This is a genomic window from Caulobacter sp. BE254, from assembly GCF_031457295.1.
Classification (GTDB): Bacteria; Pseudomonadota; Alphaproteobacteria; order Caulobacterales; family Caulobacteraceae; genus Caulobacter.
Map to the genome: position 1 here is coordinate 192,494 of NZ_JAVDWJ010000007.1, position 16,362 is coordinate 208,855.

The 16,362-nt window shown below is 68.5% G+C and carries 21 protein-coding genes; 10 read left to right on the forward strand and 11 right to left on the reverse strand.

The genetic code is table 11. The features are described from left to right. Nucleotides 1–30: 30 nt before the first annotated feature. The 4 genes from J2X41_RS14840 to J2X41_RS14855 form a co-directional block, all read right to left on the reverse strand. Nucleotides 31–432, reverse strand: coding sequence for a RusA family crossover junction endodeoxyribonuclease (locus tag J2X41_RS14840; protein WP_310082784.1), 402 nt, complete (start codon nucleotides 430–432; stop codon nucleotides 31–33). 2 nt (nucleotides 433–434) lie between these two features. Continuing rightward, nucleotides 435–758 carry a YbjQ family protein gene (locus tag J2X41_RS14845; RefSeq protein ID WP_028039897.1) on the reverse strand — a complete coding sequence of 108 codons (324 nt, stop codon included), beginning with the start codon at nucleotides 756–758 and terminating at the stop codon, nucleotides 435–437. Between the two features lie 276 nt (nucleotides 759–1,034). After that, on the reverse strand, nucleotides 1,035–2,228 hold the full coding sequence (locus J2X41_RS14850; RefSeq protein WP_310082785.1) for a heparan-alpha-glucosaminide N-acetyltransferase domain-containing protein: 1,194 nt from the start codon (nucleotides 2,226–2,228) through the stop codon (nucleotides 1,035–1,037). Between the two features lie 160 nt (nucleotides 2,229–2,388). After that, nucleotides 2,389–2,928 carry a DUF1697 domain-containing protein gene (locus J2X41_RS14855; RefSeq protein WP_310082786.1) on the reverse strand — a complete coding sequence of 180 codons (540 nt, stop codon included), beginning with the start codon at nucleotides 2,926–2,928 and terminating at the stop codon, nucleotides 2,389–2,391. Between the two features lie 130 nt (nucleotides 2,929–3,058). Here J2X41_RS14855 and fumC point away from each other — a divergent pair, with 130 nt between their 5' ends. The 5 genes from fumC to J2X41_RS14880 are packed head-to-tail and all read left to right on the forward strand — an operon-like array spanning nucleotide 3,059 to nucleotide 6,210. Continuing rightward, nucleotides 3,059–4,450 (forward strand): class II fumarate hydratase, encoded by a 1,392-nt coding sequence (gene fumC / locus J2X41_RS14860; protein WP_310082787.1) that lies wholly within the window; start codon nucleotides 3,059–3,061, stop codon nucleotides 4,448–4,450. A gap of 2 nt (nucleotides 4,451–4,452) precedes the next feature. Beyond that, nucleotides 4,453–4,899 (forward strand): GNAT family N-acetyltransferase, encoded by a 447-nt coding sequence (locus J2X41_RS14865; RefSeq protein ID WP_310082788.1) that lies wholly within the window; start codon nucleotides 4,453–4,455, stop codon nucleotides 4,897–4,899. Continuing rightward, nucleotides 4,896–5,636 carry an AAA family ATPase gene (locus J2X41_RS14870; protein ID WP_310082789.1) on the forward strand — a complete coding sequence of 247 codons (741 nt, stop codon included), beginning with the start codon at nucleotides 4,896–4,898 and terminating at the stop codon, nucleotides 5,634–5,636. Before J2X41_RS14865 ends, J2X41_RS14870 begins: the two co-directional genes overlap by 4 nt. A gap of 31 nt (nucleotides 5,637–5,667) precedes the next feature. Next, entirely contained in the window at nucleotides 5,668–5,910 is a 243-nt protein-coding gene (locus J2X41_RS14875; protein ID WP_310082790.1) for a type II toxin-antitoxin system CcdA family antitoxin, read from the forward strand. Between the two features lie 15 nt (nucleotides 5,911–5,925). Further along, nucleotides 5,926–6,210: a CcdB family protein gene (locus J2X41_RS14880; RefSeq protein ID WP_310082791.1), complete on the forward strand. Its 285-nt coding sequence runs from the start codon at nucleotides 5,926–5,928 to the stop codon at nucleotides 6,208–6,210. Here J2X41_RS14880 and J2X41_RS14885 read toward each other — a convergent pair. Next, nucleotides 6,207–6,608, reverse strand: coding sequence for a YccF domain-containing protein (locus J2X41_RS14885; protein ID WP_028039892.1), 402 nt, complete (start codon nucleotides 6,606–6,608; stop codon nucleotides 6,207–6,209). The genes J2X41_RS14880 and J2X41_RS14885 overlap by 4 nt on opposite strands. Nucleotides 6,609–6,774: 166 nt before the next feature. Between J2X41_RS14885 and J2X41_RS14890 the strand changes: the two genes are divergently transcribed. Then, nucleotides 6,775–7,629: an FkbM family methyltransferase gene (locus J2X41_RS14890; protein ID WP_310082792.1), complete on the forward strand. Its 855-nt coding sequence runs from the start codon at nucleotides 6,775–6,777 to the stop codon at nucleotides 7,627–7,629. A 158-nt stretch (nucleotides 7,630–7,787) separates the two neighbouring features. Here J2X41_RS14890 and J2X41_RS14895 read toward each other — a convergent pair whose 3' ends face one another. Together J2X41_RS14895 and J2X41_RS14900 are read right to left on the reverse strand one after the other, a co-directional pair. After that, nucleotides 7,788–8,342: a hypothetical protein gene (locus tag J2X41_RS14895; protein ID WP_310082793.1), complete on the reverse strand. Its 555-nt coding sequence runs from the start codon at nucleotides 8,340–8,342 to the stop codon at nucleotides 7,788–7,790. 1 nt (nucleotide 8,343) lies between these two features. After that, nucleotides 8,344–9,354 carry a polyprenyl synthetase family protein gene (locus J2X41_RS14900; protein WP_310082794.1) on the reverse strand — a complete coding sequence of 337 codons (1,011 nt, stop codon included), beginning with the start codon at nucleotides 9,352–9,354 and terminating at the stop codon, nucleotides 8,344–8,346. Between the two features lie 131 nt (nucleotides 9,355–9,485). Here J2X41_RS14900 and J2X41_RS14905 point away from each other — a divergent pair, with 131 nt between their 5' ends. Further along, nucleotides 9,486–10,253 (forward strand): methyltransferase, encoded by a 768-nt coding sequence (locus tag J2X41_RS14905; protein WP_310082795.1) that lies wholly within the window; start codon nucleotides 9,486–9,488, stop codon nucleotides 10,251–10,253. 163 nt (nucleotides 10,254–10,416) lie between these two features. Here J2X41_RS14905 and J2X41_RS14910 read toward each other — a convergent pair whose 3' ends face one another. Next, nucleotides 10,417–10,980 carry a nucleoside 2-deoxyribosyltransferase gene (locus tag J2X41_RS14910; RefSeq protein WP_310082796.1) on the reverse strand — a complete coding sequence of 188 codons (564 nt, stop codon included), beginning with the start codon at nucleotides 10,978–10,980 and terminating at the stop codon, nucleotides 10,417–10,419. A 50-nt stretch (nucleotides 10,981–11,030) separates the two neighbouring features. Between J2X41_RS14910 and J2X41_RS14915 the strand changes: the two genes are divergently transcribed. Further along, the gene (locus J2X41_RS14915; protein ID WP_310082797.1) at nucleotides 11,031–11,843 is read left to right on the forward strand and encodes a CAP domain-containing protein; all 813 of its coding nucleotides are present in this window, start codon (nucleotides 11,031–11,033) and stop codon (nucleotides 11,841–11,843) included. 212 nt (nucleotides 11,844–12,055) lie between these two features. Here J2X41_RS14915 and J2X41_RS14920 read toward each other — a convergent pair whose 3' ends face one another. Together J2X41_RS14920 and ilvC are read right to left on the reverse strand one after the other, a co-directional pair. Beyond that, entirely contained in the window at nucleotides 12,056–12,328 is a 273-nt protein-coding gene (locus J2X41_RS14920) for a hypothetical protein (protein WP_310082798.1), read from the reverse strand. A gap of 149 nt (nucleotides 12,329–12,477) precedes the next feature. Next, nucleotides 12,478–13,497: a ketol-acid reductoisomerase gene (ilvC, locus tag J2X41_RS14925; RefSeq protein ID WP_028039886.1), complete on the reverse strand. Its 1,020-nt coding sequence runs from the start codon at nucleotides 13,495–13,497 to the stop codon at nucleotides 12,478–12,480. A 166-nt stretch (nucleotides 13,498–13,663) separates the two neighbouring features. On the opposite strand from ilvC, the gene J2X41_RS14930 reads away from it, so the two are divergent. Next, nucleotides 13,664–14,599 carry an NAD(P)H-dependent oxidoreductase gene (locus J2X41_RS14930; protein ID WP_310082799.1) on the forward strand — a complete coding sequence of 312 codons (936 nt, stop codon included), beginning with the start codon at nucleotides 13,664–13,666 and terminating at the stop codon, nucleotides 14,597–14,599. Nucleotides 14,600–14,766: 167 nt separating this feature from the next. Further along, on the forward strand, nucleotides 14,767–15,291 hold the full coding sequence (locus J2X41_RS14935; protein WP_310082800.1) for an inclusion body family protein: 525 nt from the start codon (nucleotides 14,767–14,769) through the stop codon (nucleotides 15,289–15,291). A gap of 115 nt (nucleotides 15,292–15,406) precedes the next feature. On the opposite strand, the gene J2X41_RS14940 is transcribed toward J2X41_RS14935, so the two are convergent. Further along, a complete protein-coding gene (locus tag J2X41_RS14940) occupies nucleotides 15,407–16,318 on the reverse strand; it encodes an RcnB family protein (RefSeq protein WP_310082802.1) in 912 nt (303 codons plus the stop codon). Nucleotides 16,319–16,362: the final 44 nt, after the last annotated feature.

Below are 16,362 nucleotides of genomic sequence, written 5' to 3' on the forward strand. Positions count from 1 at the left end.
AGGCTCATGGGCCTGTCCCCAGTCGCTCCCTCAGCCCTCCAGCGTCGCCCGCAGGAACCGCGTCTCCAGCTTGCGCACGACGATGACGATCCGCTCGCGCTCGGCCGGGCGGCGCTCGACCAGCAGCCGGGCCACCTGGGCGTCGTCGTGGAAGGCGTAGCCCTTGATGGCGTCCAGCAGGGCCTTGGCCAGGTTGTCCAGGTCCATCCACGGCGGCTCGCCGACGAACTCCATGCCGATCTCGACCGAGAACTCGCCCCAGGCCGGGCGCGAGCCGCGCCAGACCTTGCGGAAGAACTCGTAGATCAGCGGCTTGTAGTACTTGGCCTGGGTGGTCAGGCCGTCGACCACCAGGGTCAGCTCGCCGTCGGCCTCGCGGGCCCGGACCTTGCCGTGGTGGACCCAGCCGCCACTCTCACCCAAAGGCGGCATCGCTAGGCGATCGGCTCGACCTTCACGGCGGTGCCGTAGGCCAGCACCTCGGTGATGCCTTCCATGATCTCGTTGGCGTCGTAGCGTACGGCGATGATGGCGTTGGCCCCCAGTTCGGCGGCGTGGGCCACCAGCAGGTCGTAGGCCTCCTTGCGGGCCGCCTCGGCCAGGTTGACATAGATCGACAGCTTGCCGCCGAAGATCGACTGGATCGAGCCGCCGATATTGCCGATCACGCTGCGTGAGCGGACCGTGACGCCACGGACAAGGCCCAGATGGGCGACGACGCGGTAGCCGGGCAGGTCATTGGTGGTGGCGACGAGCATCGGGTTTCTCCGGAAGACGTTGCGCTCCTATAGCCGAGCGCTCGCGGCTCGACCATGGCTAGAGCGTATCGGCATTCAGCGCTTCGGGATCAACCTGCCCCCCTTCTGAACCGTCATTCCCGCCCTTGTGGCGGGAACCCCTGGTTCAGCCGACGGTGAAGCGCCTTGGCGCGCTGGCGCGCCACCCATCCGTCCCTGCGGCGGCGAGAGGGGGTTCCCGCCACAAGGGCGGGAATGACGATGCGTTGGGGGACGGGCCCGAATGTCGATAGGCCGTTAGAGCCGCAGATGGATCCCGCGCCGGTCCAGCGGCGCGATCACGGCGATGATCAGGGCCAGGATCGCCAGGGCGCAGAGGAACGAGGCCAGGTAGGGATCGGCGGTCAGGCGCTGGGTCGTCTCGAAGCCGAAGCCCTGCGGGGTCAGGTCCGGAACCCCGGTGCGATGCTGGACGGTCAGGCCGGCGCAGGCGCCCAGGACCTGCGACACCACGAAGGCCAGGATGGCGTTGCCGCCCAGCACCTTCAGCGGCCAGGCGGCTCGCTGCGCCGCCCGGGCCTTCAGAACCAGGTGCAGCGCGATCAGGGCGACCAGGGAGGCGCCGCTGCTGAACAGCGCGAAACTGGGCGTCCAGATGCGCTTGTTGACCGGCACAATCGGGTCCAGCGCCAGGCCGACGACGATCAAGGTCGCGCCGAGGGCCAGCAACGCGGCGACAATTCGACCCTGGCCCTCGCGCCGGTCGCTGGCCCGGGCCAGAAACGCGGCCGCGACGGCGCCCAGAAGCACATTGACCGTGGCCGGAAGCGTCGAGAGCAGGCCTTCCGGATCATAGGTCACCCCCACGCCCTCGGTCGTGCCGTAAGGCCACAGGTGGGGGAGCGTGAAGACCGCGCGGTCGATGAAGGCCGGCAGCGCCCCTTGCGAGTCCCAGCGATCGGCGCCGAACCCCGGCACGGGCGTAAAGGTCAGCAGCGCCCAGTAACCGACCAGCAGGACCACGGCGGCCAGGACGACGGCGCCGAGGTTCAGGCGCGGGACGCCGCCAGGCTCGGCCTTGGCGGGCAGGATGCAGATCGCGCTGGCCAGGGCGTAGCAGAGGCCGATCCGCTGCAGGACGCCCGGAATGCGCAGATGGGCCAGGTCGAAGCTCGGCAGGGCGTTGAGCGCCAGGCCCAGCAGGATCAGCAGCGCCGTGCGCCGGGCGACCTTGAGCCACAAGGCGGCGGACGCCCCCTCCCCGGCCCGCAGGCGCGGGACGGACAGGCCGATCGCCATCCCGACGCAGAACAGGAAGGTCGGAAACACCAGGTCGGCGGGCGTCCACCCGCGCCAGGCCGCGTGCTTCAGCGGCGCATAGGCGCGATCCCACGATCCCGGGCTGGTCACCAGGATCATGCCCGCGACGGCCAATCCTCTCAGCACATCGAGCGCAACGATCCGTCCGCCATAAGCCTTCGCCGAATCCATGGCCTGCCTCCCCTTTTTTTCCGGCGAGACCCTGCCACGAAAGACAGCGCTGTCAAATCTCCATTTCGACGTCACATCCCGGAGGCCGATGTGGCTCCTTACGACAGCGGCGGCGCGAAAGCTGTGAAGCGGCTGGATGTCGCGAAATCCCGTCGCGGAGTCATAGCCCCACCATCGCCGCCAGCTTCAGTACCGTGTTCCAATTGCGGGCCGTGCCCAGCGGCGCGCGCTTGGTCTTCTTCCAGTCGCGGTCGAGCATCGAATGGCCGACGTCGTCGGGGTAGTCGATATAGAGTTCGCGCGTTCCGACCTTGAAGGTCTCGGGACCGGTGATCGCCGCGCGCAGCGTCGCCTCGTCGCCCTCCGGCAGCGACGCCTTCATGAAGTGCACCAGCAGGTGGTTGGGGTGGCTCCTGACCTCGTCCGGATAGGGGTTGGCGTCGATGATCGCCTTCAGCTCGGCGGGCGTGCGGACGAAAAACTCGGTGCGCAGGCCCATGCGCTTTTCCAGGCCGTCCTCCAGCCGCTTTTCCAGACGGGCGTCAGCCTCGGCCTTGCCCCACAGCACCAGGTTGCCGCTGGCCAGCAGGGTCTTGGCGTCGTCGAAGCCCAGGTCCTTGGCCAGGCCCAGCAGGTCGTCCTTCAGCACCTTGCGGCCGCCGACATTGACGCCGCGCAGCAGGGCGATGTGAGGGCTCATCGGGCGAACTCCGTTCCGTGATTGTTCCCGTCGTACCCGCGACCACGTCCCTGAGCAACCGGGGAACGTTGCCCTTCGCCCGCCTTGGGTCTAGACCCCCGCTCGACCGTTTTTCCGGGAGACCCGCCGCATGACCGCCACGCGCAACGAGACCGACACCTTCGGCCCGATCGCCGTCGAGAACGACAAGTACTGGGGCGCCCAGGCCCAGCGTTCGCTCGGCAACTTCAAGATCGGCTGGGAGAAGCAGCCGCTTCCCGTCGTCCGCGCCCTGGGGATCGTCAAGCGCGCCGCCGCCGAGGCCAACCTGGCCCTGGGCAAGCTGGATCCGAAGATCGCCGAGACCATCGTCGCGGCCGCCAACGAAGTCATCGAAGGCAAGCTGAACGAACACTTCCCGCTGGTGGTCTGGCAGACCGGCTCGGGCACCCAGTCGAACATGAACGCCAACGAGGTGATCTCCAACCGGGCGATCGAAATGCTGGGCGGCGAGATGGGCAGCAAGAAGCCCGTCCACCCCAACGACCACGTCAATATGAGCCAGTCGTCGAACGACACCTATCCGACGGCGATGCACGTGGCCTGCGCCGAGCAGATCGTCCATGACCTGCTGCCGGCCCTGAAGCACCTGCACACGGCCCTGAAGGCCAAGTCCGACGCCTGGGCCAAGATCATCAAGATCGGTCGCACCCACACCCAGGACGCCACGCCCCTGACCCTGGGCCAGGAGTTCGGCGGCTACGCCCAGCAGGTCGCCAACGGCATCGAGCGCATCGAGCAGACCCTGCCCAAGCTGATGCAGCTGGCCCAGGGCGGCACCGCGGTCGGCACGGGCCTCAACGCCCCCATCGGCTTCGCCGAGAAGGTGGCCGAGCAGATCGCCGCCATCACCGGCCTGCCGTTCACCACCGCCCCCAACAAGTTCGAGGCCCTGGCCGCCCACGACGCCATGGTCTTCAGCCACGGCGCGATCAACACCGTCGCCGCCAGCCTGTTCAAGATCGCCAACGACATCCGCTTCCTGGGCTCGGGCCCGCGCGCCGGCCTGGGCGAGCTGAGCCTGCCGGAAAACGAGCCGGGCTCGTCGATCATGCCGGGCAAGGTCAACCCCACCCAGTGCGAGGCCCTCACCCAGGTCTGCGTCCAGGTGTTCGGCAACCACGCCGCCGTCACCTTCGCCGGCAGCCAGGGCCATTTCGAGCTGAACGTCTTCAACCCGGTGATGGCCTACAACTTCCTGCAGTCGGTGCGCCTGGTCGCCGACGCGGCGATCAGCTTCACCGACAATTGCGTCGTCGGCATCGAGCCCCGCGTCGACAACATCAACAAAGGCGTCGAGAACTCGCTGATGCTGGTCACGGCCCTGAACGGCAAGCTGGGCTACGACCTCTGCGCCAAGATCGCCAAGACCGCGCACAAGAACGGCACCACCCTGCGCGAGGAAGCCGTCGGCGGCGGCTACCTGACCAACGAGGAATTCGACCAGTACGTGCGGCCCGAGAACATGATCTCGCCGGGCTGATCTTGATCCAGCTGGTCCGGATCATCGACGACCTGCCGGACGGCTTCGACGCCCTCCTCGCCGATGCGGCGAGCGAGGGCGTCAGCCACATGGCGCGGCTGGCCGAGGACTGGGCCAGCCGCGACCAGCGCTTCGAGGACGACGGCGAAGCCCTGCTCGCCGCGCTGCTGGCCGACGAACTGGCCGGGATCGGCGGCCTGTCGATCGAACCCGCCGCCGCCGAACCGGCCCGCCGCGTGCGCCGCTTCTATGTTCGCCCCGCCTTCCGCCGCCAGGGCGTGGCGCGCACCCTGGCCTCGGCCCTGATCCAGGAAGCCCTCGATCAGGTCGACCTCCTGACGTGCAACGCCGCCGCCTCCCCCGCCGCCGCGCCGTTCTGGGAAGCGCAGGGCTTTTCGCGAGACAGTTCGGGACCCTGGACTCACGTGCTGAGGCGGAGCGCCCCATGACCGCCCTGGACCGTCCCTACTGGATCGAAGCCCTGTTCGAGCGGCGCGAGGGCTGGGACGCCAGCGTCTATCCCTTCAACCTGCCCGTCGTGCGCGACCTGGACCGTCTGGCGTTCCATCCGCGGGTGACCTTCCTGGTCGGCGAGAACGGCTCGGGCAAGTCCACCCTGATCGAGGCCCTGGCCATGGCCTGGGGCTTCAACGCCGAGGGCGGATCGACCAACGTCAATTTCTCGACCCGCGCGTCGCATTCGTCCCTCAGCCAGTACATCCGGCGGGTCCGAGGCGCGCTGCGCCCCATCGACGGCTATTTCCTGCGCGCCGAAAGCTTCTTCAACGTCGCCAGCTATATCGAGGAGGTCGGGGTCAGCGGCTATGGCCGCACACCCCTGCACGAACAGTCGCACGGCGAGGCCTTCTTCGCCCTGTTCGACAATCGCTTCCGCGGCGACGGCCTCTACATCCTCGACGAGCCGGAAGCGGCGCTGTCGCCGCAGCGGCAGCTGTCGTTCCTGGCCCGGCTGCACGAGCTGGTCCTGGCCCGTTCGCAGTTCATCATCGCCACCCACTCGCCGATCCTGCTGGGCTATCCCGACGCCTGGATCTACCAGGCCTCCGAGCGCGGCCTGGAGCGTGTCGAGTACGAAGACACCGAGCACTTCCAGGTGACCCGCAACTTCCTCAACCGCCGCCAGACCTTCCTGGACATCCTGCTGGCGCCGGACGACGAGGCCTGACGGTTCGCGGCCGCCGTGCTAGCCTCTACGCATGGGCAAGGTCGAACTGGACATCGGCATCGATCCGGAACTGCTGGCTCAGGCCAAGCGGCTGGGGATTTCCGTCGCCGGCATGAGCGAGACCCAGCTGCGGCTGCACTTGCAGAAGGTCGATCCGGCCGGAGCCGAGGAACGCGCACGGCGGTGGGCGGAAGAGAACGCCGAGGCGATCAGGGCCTACAATGAACGGATCTCCCGTCGCGGCGTATTTGGCGAAGATCTGCGGCGCTGGTGAATGCGGCAGTTCCAGGTGTTCGCCAATCCGTCGCCGGCTTCGCGCCCTTTCGCCCCGTTCGTCATCGTCCTTCAATCGCACTATCTGCCGCTGGAAACGGTCATCGTGGCCCCAATCGTTGTCGACGCCACGTCTCTTGGTCTCGACATTCCGGTCACCGTCCAAGGTCGCGACCTTCACATCGCGATGTCCGAACTGAGTAACATTCTCAAGGCGCCGCTTCGGCGCGCCGTCGCCGATCTCGCCGCCCATGAGGACGACATCCGTCGCGCCCTCGACCGCCTGTTCACCGGCTTCTAGCGCCGGTCCACCACGGTCCGCCCAATCGGGGCCAGGGCGACGACGGCCAATTGCAGGTCTTTGATCGCGAATGGGATGCCGATGATCGTCACCGCCTCGGCGACGGCGGCGATCAGGTGGGCCAGGGCGATGTACCAGCCGCCCAGGACGAACCAGATCACGTTGAGCACGCAGCCCAGGGGGCCGGTGCCCAGGTCCTCGCGGCCGGTCACCAGGTCGCGCGGGACAATCTCCTTGCCGAACGGCCAGAAGGCGAAGCCGGCGATCCGCCAGGCCGCGCCCGCATAGGGCAGGCCCACGATGGTGATGGCCAGCAGGGCCCCGCCCAGCAGCCACAGGCAGCCCGAGATGAAGCCGCCGAAGATGAACCACAGGATGTTGAGCAGCAGGCGGATCATGACCGTCTCCGAAGGATGCTCCAGGCGTGCGACGAATCGCGGCCGATGTCGAGCTTCGCCTTTCGCGCTGCTCGGACGTGACCTTGCCACAAGCTATCGCTATGTGACGCTCGAGAAACAAAAGGCCCGCCTCCGATTCCAGGCGGCGGGCCGTGACGAGGGCGCGATGGGTCTGTTCCGGAAGAAGAAGAAGCACCAGGCGATCTCGCTGCCCGTCGGCGCCGCCCCCGTCCCGGCCTCTGTGAAGTTCCGCGGCTGTACGTTCCGCATGCCCGACCACTGGGTGATCACCAAGCAGCTGCTGGACGGCAAGGACTACGAGCCCTGGGTGCTGGACTATTTCCTGCAGACCCTGAAGCCCGGCATGACCGTGCTGGACGTCGGGGCCAGCTGGGGCGCCTTCGCCCTGCCGGCCGCCCGGAAGGTTGGTCCCGAGGGCCGGGTGATCGCCATCGAGATGAGCCCCGGCAACGGCCGGGTGATCCTGGAGAGCGCCAAGGCCAACGCCATCGACAACATCCGCCTGATCCTGGTGGGGGTGTCCGACACGCTGGAGACCGCCTTCCTGCGCCGCCAGACCATGCACAACAACCACCAGCTGGAGCCCGCGGGCCAAGCCGCGCCCGACGACCTGAGCGACTACGACTTCGCGCCCGTGGTGCCGATCGACCTGCTGCGCGGAGAGCTGGGCAAGGTCGACGTGATGAAGATCGACATCGAGGGCATGGAATATCGCGCCTTCATGGGCGCCAAGGCCTTCATGGCCGAGCAGAAGCCGATCACCTTCCTGGAATATTCACCGCGCTTCCAGGCCGAGACCTCGCGCGCCGAGGGCTCGGCCCTGCTGAGCTTCTTCCTGGACCTGGGCTACGGCGTCGAGATCCTGCACCGCAAGAAGAAGCGCGAGACGGTCAAGGGCGCCGACGCCACCGAGGTGATCGCCCGGATCGACGCGGCCTGGACGCGCCACGTCGAGGACGACAACGGCACGCACCTGGATCTGTGTTTGAAGGCGAAGTAGCGGCTCTGGCCCTCAAACAGTTGTCATCCCGGAAGCCTCGCAGAGGCTGTCCGGGACCCAGGGGACTGGTCAAATGTGACTGCGATTCACCTGGGTCCCGGACAAGCGCTCCGCGCTTTCCGGGATGACAACGGTTGGGCATGAGAAGCAGGCTCAGCCTACTTAATCAGCTGCCACCGCTTGGCCCACCGGCCCTTGCCGAAGCGCCCGAGGATCAGCAGGTAGAGCCCCGCATAGATCACCGTGCCGACGGCGACGATCGCCATCGCCCAGGGGCCGGGCGCATGCCAGGGCGGCGGCGCCAGCCAGTCGTGCGGCGGGGCGGTCAGTTCCAGCCACAACCCGCCCACCCAGGCCAGCGAGAACAGCAGCACGGCCGGATACCGTAGCAGCGGGCTTTTCTGGACCAGCAGCAGGGCCTGGACGAACGCCACGGCCAGGCCCGCGGCGACGGCCGCGCCGGCGGCCAGCCAGCCGCTGTGCCCCAGCGCCTTGACCCGCATCGCGGCCGAGACCGCCGCCCACAGCGGCGCCCACAGCACAGGTCCGAACATCAGCAGCAGGACGCCGAAGCCGATCACCAGGCCCAGGCCGCCGCCGATCACCTTGCCGGCCGCCTCGCCTGCGGCATGGGCGTGATCATGACCGTTGCGGTCGCGGCCTTCGGGCGTGGCGCGCGAGGACGCTCCGTCGCGTCGACCGGCCCTTGCCATGTCAGGCTCGCCGGCTGACCGCGAAGTCGGCCAGGCTCTCAAGGCTGGAGCGCCAGTCGTTGGCTGGGAAGCCCGACAGCGCCGCCTTGGCCTTGTCGGCGTAGTTGGCGGCCAGGTCGAGGGTGGCCTCCAGCGCTCCGGTGCCGACGATCAGCTCGCGGGCCCGGCGGAAGTCGGCCTCGGTCTGCTCGCGGCGGCCGATGGCCCGCTCCCAGAACTCGGCCTCGCGCGGCCCCGAGCGGGCGATGGCCAGCAGCAGCGGCAGGGTGGCCTTGCCTTCGCGGAAGTCGTCGCCGGCGTTCTTGCCCAAGGCCTCGGTCGTGCCGCCGTAGTCCAGGGCGTCGTCGGCCAGCTGGAAGGCCAGGCCCAGGTTCATGCCATAGGCGCGCAGGGCGTCGGACTGGGCGGCCGACACGCCGGCCGAGACGCCACCGGCTTCCGAGGCCGCGGCGAAAAGCTCGGCGGTCTTGGCGGCGATGATCTCCAGGTACAGCGCCTGCGACAGGTTCAGGTCGTGGCTGCGGGTGAGCTGCAGCACCTCGCCTTCGGCGATCACGCGGCTGGCCTTGGCCAGGATCTCCAGCGCCTTCATCGAGTTCGTCTCGACCATCAACTCGAAGGCCCGGGCGAACAGGAAGTCGCCGACCAGCACGCTCTGGGCCGCGCCCCAGATCAGGTGGGCCGCGACCTTGCCGCGCCGCAGCTGGCTGCCGTCGACCACGTCGTCGTGCAGCAGGGTGGCGGTGTGGATGAACTCGACGGCGGCGGCCAGCTTCAGGCAGGTGTCGTTGTCGGAACCGGCCAGGCGCGCGGCGGCCACGGTCAGCAGCGGACGCAGGCGCTTGCCGCCGGCGGCGATCAGGTGCTCGGCCAGGGCGGGGATGACCGGAACCTCGCTCTGCATGCGCGCGGTGATCAGGGCGTCGACCCCGGCCATGTCGGCGGCGGCCAGCCGCACGAGACGATCCACCGATCCCGGCTCCCGGGCGAGGGTCGCTGCAGCTGCGTCCAAAACCATACTCTCCCTGCTGACGCCCGCCGGCGGTCGGCGTACGCCTCGCGTCCCTTGGGCTTGATCAGCCGTTGCGAGCGACAATGGTGGCGGGATAGGTCAGGGTCAAGGCGAGCACAAGGCTTGAAACGTTGCCGAACGAGATACCCGCGGCCGGAAGCCCGCCAAGCGTCACCGAAGACGCCGTCCTCAACGGCCGCGTGCGGCTGCGGCAACCCGTGGCGGGTTACCGGGCGGGCATGGACGCGGCCCTGCTGGCGGCCGCCTGCGACGCGGGACCGGGCGAGCAGGTGATCGAGGCCGGCTGCGGGGTCGGCGGGGCGCTGCTGGCGGCGGCCGTCCGGCGTCCGGACGCCCGATTCGTCGGACTGGAGCGCGATCCAGCCGCCGCCGACCTGGCGCGCGGCAATGTCGTCCTCAACGGCCTTGACGACCGCGTCGAGATCGTCGGCGGCGACGTCGAGCGGGGTTTCCGCGCCCTGGACCTGCCGGTGTTCGACGCGGCGATCAGCAATCCGCCGTTCTTCGACGATCCCGCCGCCCTGCGCGCGCCCGCCCCGGAGAAGTCCGGCGCCTGGATGGCCGACGGCGGCCTGGCGGCCTGGACCGGCTTTTGCCTGAAGGCCGTGCGCGAGGGCGGGACGATCACCCTGATCCACCGCGCCGACCGGCTGGCCGACCTCCTGGCCCTGCTGTCCCCCAAGGCCGGCTCGTTCAGGATCCGCCCGGTCGCGCCCTTCGCCGACGCCCCGGCCAAGCGGGTGATCGTCCGGGCGATCAAGACCGGCAAGGCCCCGCTGGTCCTGCTGCCGCCGCTGGTCCTGCACGAGCGGGAGGGCCTGGGGCATTCGGCGGCGGCCGAGGCGATCCTGCGAGGGGACGCGGCGCTGGGGTGGTGATGGAGAGTTCGCTCATTCTCACCACTTGCCCCCTACGGACCGCTTCGCGGTCGTCTTCCCCCAGAGGGGGAAGAGCGCTCCGGTGCGAAGGCTCCGCCCCCTCTGGGGGCGGACAGACCGCGAAGCGGTCAGGTGGGGGCAAGTGGATGAACCACCAACCACCCTACTCCGCGTACAGCGCCAGCGCCTCCAGGCACATCTCCAGCCCGGTCAGGTCGTGCAGCGGATTGTCGGTGATGATCACGAACAACCGGCGGGCCTCGGCCCACAGCATCAGGGTCTCGGGCAGGCCGAAGTCCTCGACCACGCAGCCGTCGCCATCGCGCCAGACCCCGTGCTCGTCGCGCTGGGCGCCGACATGCACCTCGACGCGGTCGACATATTCGGCCTCGCTCTCGTCGGCGATATTGACATAGGCCATGATCGGCCGCCCCAGCCCGGCCAGCACCCCGGCCTCGAACGCGGCGGCGCTGGCGCAGGAGGGGCCGCGGAACGGGGTCAGGTTGATGATCCCGGCGTCGGCCTGCCGCAGCTTGGCCATCCTCTCGGCGTAGAGTTCCCGGGCCTGGATCTCGACATTGTCGGCCTGGGTCTCGACGATGGCGGGCGCGGTCAGGCCGGTGAAGCCGTTGTCGGCGCAAAGGGCCCGCTGGCGCGCGCCTTGCGCCTGCGCGTCGGGAAGCCAGGGCTCGGGGCCGGCCAGCCAAATGGAACGTACGGGTCTCATGGCCCCTTAGAGCTTGCCGAAACGGGACGCTGTCAACCGCCTTGAGGATCATGAACGCTTTAGATCGAAGGACTCTGGTCGCCGCGACCGCCGCCATCCTGGCCGCGCCGGGCCTCGCCCCTAGCCCAGCGGGGGCCGCCACGAGCGATCCGTGGCTGGCCTACGACCGCCGCCTGCGCCGGCAACTGGCCGAGAGCCGGGGCGACTTCGATCCCGATTTCGAGACCGACCTGCGCGACCTGGGCGACATCTTCCGGCGCGGCCAGGGCCTCTTCGAACTGACGCCGGATCCCGGCCTGACCCTGGCGGCCCGCGCCCACGCCGCCGACATCGCCCGCACCGGCGTCTTCGACCACATGACCCGCGAGGGCTTCGGCCCCGCCGCCCGGGTGGGGCTGCTGGCCCGCGACCTGGTCGGCGCCCCGGCCGAGAACATCGCCGAGCGGCTGAATGCCGACGGCGCGGTGCGGCCCGACCAGATCATGGGCCAGTGGAAGGGCAGCGCGGGCCACCGGGCCAACCTGCTGTCGCCGGGCTTCACCCATGTCGGCTACGGGGTGCTGCGCCGAGGCCGCGAGGTGATCGCGGTCGGGGCCTATGCCGAGGTCTCTGCTCGCCTGGCCGCCCCCGCTCCGCTGCGGGTGGCGTCGGTCGCCGCCATCGCCGCGGTCCTGGCCAACGCCGTCCCGCGCATAGATCAGTTCTCGGTCTCCGAGCCCGGCGGCGAAGCCCTGGTCGAGACCTATGTCGAGGCGCCGGGGGCCCGGACCCTGCCGCCGGGGGCCTGGCAGCTGCGGCCGCACCTGTCGACCGGCGCGCGGAAGTATCAGGTGGCCTGGGGGCCGGTGTTCGTGCTGGGGTAAGGCGTCCCTAAATTCGCCCCTTCCGGCGAATACCGGAACCCAGATCCCGAAGCAGGGTTGGGTTGGACTGTGCGGCGTTCACGACGTCCGCGCCAGAGTTCGGTCGTCTGGGTCCGCCGGCATTCGCCGGATGAGCGGTCCGACAGCTCGCTGTGAAAACAAACGGCGGGCTCTTTCGAACCCGCCGTCCATCGTTCGATCAAGGCTCAAGGCTAGTCGTCGCCCGAGGTCGGCCACGGGAATGGCGGCGCCGGGGGATTGGGCGTCGGCGGTGGCGGGCCTTGGGTCAGTTCGCAAGCGGTCACGTTCTGATCGAAGCAGGCGTTCCACTCCGGTGTGAAGCGCTCGAAACGCGGGTCGCAGCGCGACCAAGCCCATTGGACGCAGACCTCGGGGCGCGCCTGAGCCGCCGTGGTCTGAACCACCGTACCGGCCACCAGAGCCGCGACCGCGGCTCCAAGGCGAAGAACTTTGGAGAAAGACATACAACCTCCAGCCTAATGCACGCGAAATCGCGCACGCCTAGGTGACCCAAGATTGCAACAACCGTCAATTGAGTACGAGCGACGCCAAACGAAAAACGGCGGGCCCTGTCGAGCCCGCCGTTCGTCCGTTCGGCGATGAAGCGAAAAGCCTAGTTCTTGGCCACGTCCACCAGCTTGTTCTTGGCGATCCAGGGCATCATGGCGCGCAGGCGGCCGCCGACTTCCTCGATCTGGTGCTCGGCCGAGCGGCGACGGGTCGCCTTGAAGCTCGGCTGGCCGACCTGGTTCTCCAGCATGAAGTCGCGGACGAACTTGCCCGACTGGATGTCTTCCAGCACGCGCTTCATCTCGGCCTTGGTCTCCGGCGTGATGATGCGCGGGCCGGTGACGTACTCGCCGTACTCGGCCGTGTTGCTGATCGAGTAGTTCATGTTGGCGATGCCGCCTTCATACATCAGGTCGACGATCAGCTTCAGCTCGTGCAGGCACTCGAAATAGGCCATTTCCGGCGCGTAGCCGGCTTCCACCAGCACTTCGAAGCCGGCGCGGACCAGCTCGACCGTGCCGCCGCAGAGGACGGCCTGCTCGCCGAACAGGTCGGTCTCGCATTCCTCGCGGAAGTTGGTCTCGATGATGCCCGAGCGGCCGCCGCCGATGGCGCTGGCATAGGCCAGGCCCAGGTCCAGCGCGTTGCCGGTGGCGTTGTGGTGCACCGCGATCAGGCAGGGCACGCCACCGCCCTTCTGGTATTCGCCGCGCACGGTGTGGCCGGGGCCCTTGGGCGCGACCATCAGCACGTCGATGGTGTCCTTGGGCTCGATCAGGCCGAAGTGGACGTTCAGGCCGTGGGCGAACAGCAGGGCTGCGCCGTCGCGGATGTTGGGCGCGATGTCGTTCTTGTAGATCGCGGCCTGGTGCTCGTCGGGCGCCAGGATCATCAGCAGGTCGGCCCAGGCGGCGGCCTCGGCCACGGTCATGACCTTCAGGCCTTCGCCCTCGGCCTTCTTGGCGGTCGGCGAACCGGCGCGCAGGGCGACGGCGACGTTGGTCGCGCCGGAGTCCCGAAGGTTGAGGGCATGCGCGTGACCTTGCGAACCATAGCCTACGATCGCGATCTTCTTGTCCAGGATGCGAGCGAGGTCGGCGTCGCGATCATAATAGACGCGCATGTTTTTTCTCCAGGACTGGTCAATATGGCCGCCCCACGCAACAGCGGAGCGACAAAGGCCGGGCGTTTGAGCGTTTTTTTGCCGTTTCGTCAAGGCGATGACGACAGAACATTGTGACGCTAAAGCCTCTGTGGCGACGTTTTAGACGTTGAGGCGTTCCACCGCCATGGCCAGCCTGCAAGAAGCGCCCGAAGACGCCCCGATCGTTTCCCCCAGGCCCAGCGAGGATCGCGCCCTGCGGGTGCTGGTGATCGCCGGCTCGCAGCGACGCCACAACAGCTGTCCGGGCCTGGATTCCAAGGCGCGCGCCCTGATGACGCGGATGGCGGCCCGCCTGCCGGCCGCGTGGCAAATCGACACGGAGGACCTGGGCAACCAGCACGGCAGGCCGAAGATCCAGGCGTGCAACGCCTGCGTCAGCTCGTCGATGGCGCTCTGCGTCTGGCCCTGCAACTGCTACGGTCCGCGCAGCACGACCCAGCCCGACCTGATGTGGGACCTGGACCTCTACGGTCGCCTGGCCCGGGCCGACGCCTGGGCCTTCATCGGCCCGACCAACTGGTACGGCCCCTCGAGCAACTTCAAGCTGATGTTCGACCGCCTGGTCTGCGCGGCCGGCGGCAATCCGCGTCCCGACCTGATCGACAAGAAGGACACGCTGAAGGCCCAGGCCCTGGAGCGCTCGCCCCAGTGGCGGCGGCTGACCCGCAACCACTTGGAGGGCCGCACCGCGGCGTTCTTCACCTATTGCGACGGCGGGGCCAACGAACTCGGCGAGGACGGCCGCCCCCGGCTGGTCCAACGCAAGGACTGGTTCGATCCGGGCCAGGAGCCGTACCAGGACGAACGCCTGGCCTATCAGGGTCTGGTCTGGCAGTGCCGCTACAGCGGGGTCGAAGTTCCCGATCGCCTGTGGATCGCCGGCGTGTTCGGCGAGGGCAAGCCGTATGCCGACGACCAGGCCGACGACATGATGGCCGAAACCGACCACCTCGCCGAGTTCGACGCCTGGGTCGATCGCTTCATCACTCACGTAGCCCTCAAGGGGATGGTGGCGACCAAGGACGACGAGCGGGCGGCGAAGTCGACGACGAACGTCTAGGTCGCCCCCCGCCTTGATGACCGCCAAGGGGACCTTCTTCGGTGGAGCCGCATGGCGGCTTCGACGCCGTGATACAACTTTATCGATTATATATGACGCACTTGACTCAAGATTGTGTGTGGCGCAAGGTCGAGCCATAAACACAACCTTTAAGGGAGATTTCTAAAATGAGCGACATAGTTGATATCGAGGTCGTCGTCGACACGGCCAACCTGATGGCGGCCAACCCCAACCCGAGCAAGGATCCGAGGTCTCCCACCGGCATCGGGCACAACTACGCCTACATGGTCGCGCCCAGCGAGTACGTGAAGAGCGGCCAAGCCTCGGGCGACCTGTCGATTTCGGTGGATGTCGGCGACAGCATTCGTTGGCGCATGACGTCGCAGTCCGGCAACACCAGCTATTCGGCGAACCTGCAGAACATCCAGCGCTTCGCGAACGACCAGATTACCGGGACGATGACCGGGGAGCTGATCCAGCCGCAGACGCCGGTGCCCGGCACGACGCCCGGCACGATCGGCCTGCCCCCGACCTACGTCACGACGCCGCAGTACGACTTCTATCTGACGGCCGACATCGTCAAGGCCGGCACCGAGAGCTACAACGTCTCGTTCGTCGTGCTTGAGTACCATGCGGGCGCCATGAACGTCCTGGGCTACTTCTATTGGGATCCGACGCTCACCGCGTCCTGACCGACAGTCATAGTCGACGAAGCGAGCCTGCTCGCGACGCGAGAAAGCCGCGCCTCATCGAGGCGCGGCTTTCGTCTTTTTCGCAACACGGCCCTTGGCGGCCGGGCGACGGGCCTTACCAGAACAGGCCGTAATAGACGCTCAGCACCTGGCCGCTCCAGACGTCGACCAGCAGGGCGTCGTCGCCGACCCGCACCCACTCGCAGCCGATCGGGGGATAGGGCAGGCCGTACCGCCAGGCGTCCAGATAGTAGGACGAGCCGTACCAGCCGCCCGGCAGGTAGTCACCGAACGACCAGTGGCGCGCATAGAAGCCGCGCGGGTAGCGGTAGGCCGGAACCCGGTAGCGCTGGGCGGCGCGATAGGAGGGGCGGTAGCGGCGCTGGTCGTAGCGCTGGCGATCGTTGTCGCGGTCGCGCCATTGACCGTCGTGGCCCGGCCGGCCCCAGTCGGGGCGTCCCTGGCCGGGACGGCCCTGGTCGCCACGTCCGGGATCCCGGTCCCAGCCGCCATTGCGGTCGCCACGGTCGCCGCGATCGTTCCAGTTCCGGTCACCGCGGTTCTGGTCGCCGCGATTTTGATCGCCGCGGTTCTGGTCGCCCCTGTTCTGGCCGCCCCGATCCCAGCCGCCGTCGCGGCCGCCCCGGTCCGGCCAGCCTTCCCGCGGGTTGCGAGGTTGCGGCGCGGGGGGCGGTTGCTGTGGCTGTTGAGCCTCGGGCGCCGGCCGGGCGCCGCCGTTCCAGTCGGGACGACCGCCTCGGTCGCCGCGATCGCCACGTTCCCCGCGCGACTGACGCCAGGCGCCGCGATCGCCGCCGCCCGAAGGCTGCTGTTGCGGCTGAGCCTGGGGCTGCTGCTGGGGCTGCTGAGCCTGCGGCTGCGGCTGCTGCTGTTGTCGCTGACGCCAGCCGCCGCCGTCGCCGCGTTCGCCGCGGCGATCCGGGCGATCCTGCCCGGCGCCGGCGGCTTCCGCCGCGGCCCCGCCCAGCAGCGACAGGATCATCGCCGTCGTGATCAGACGTTTCATGTCTTTCCAAGTGCTCCAAGGGACCTTGTGCTGGCCCCGTCGCT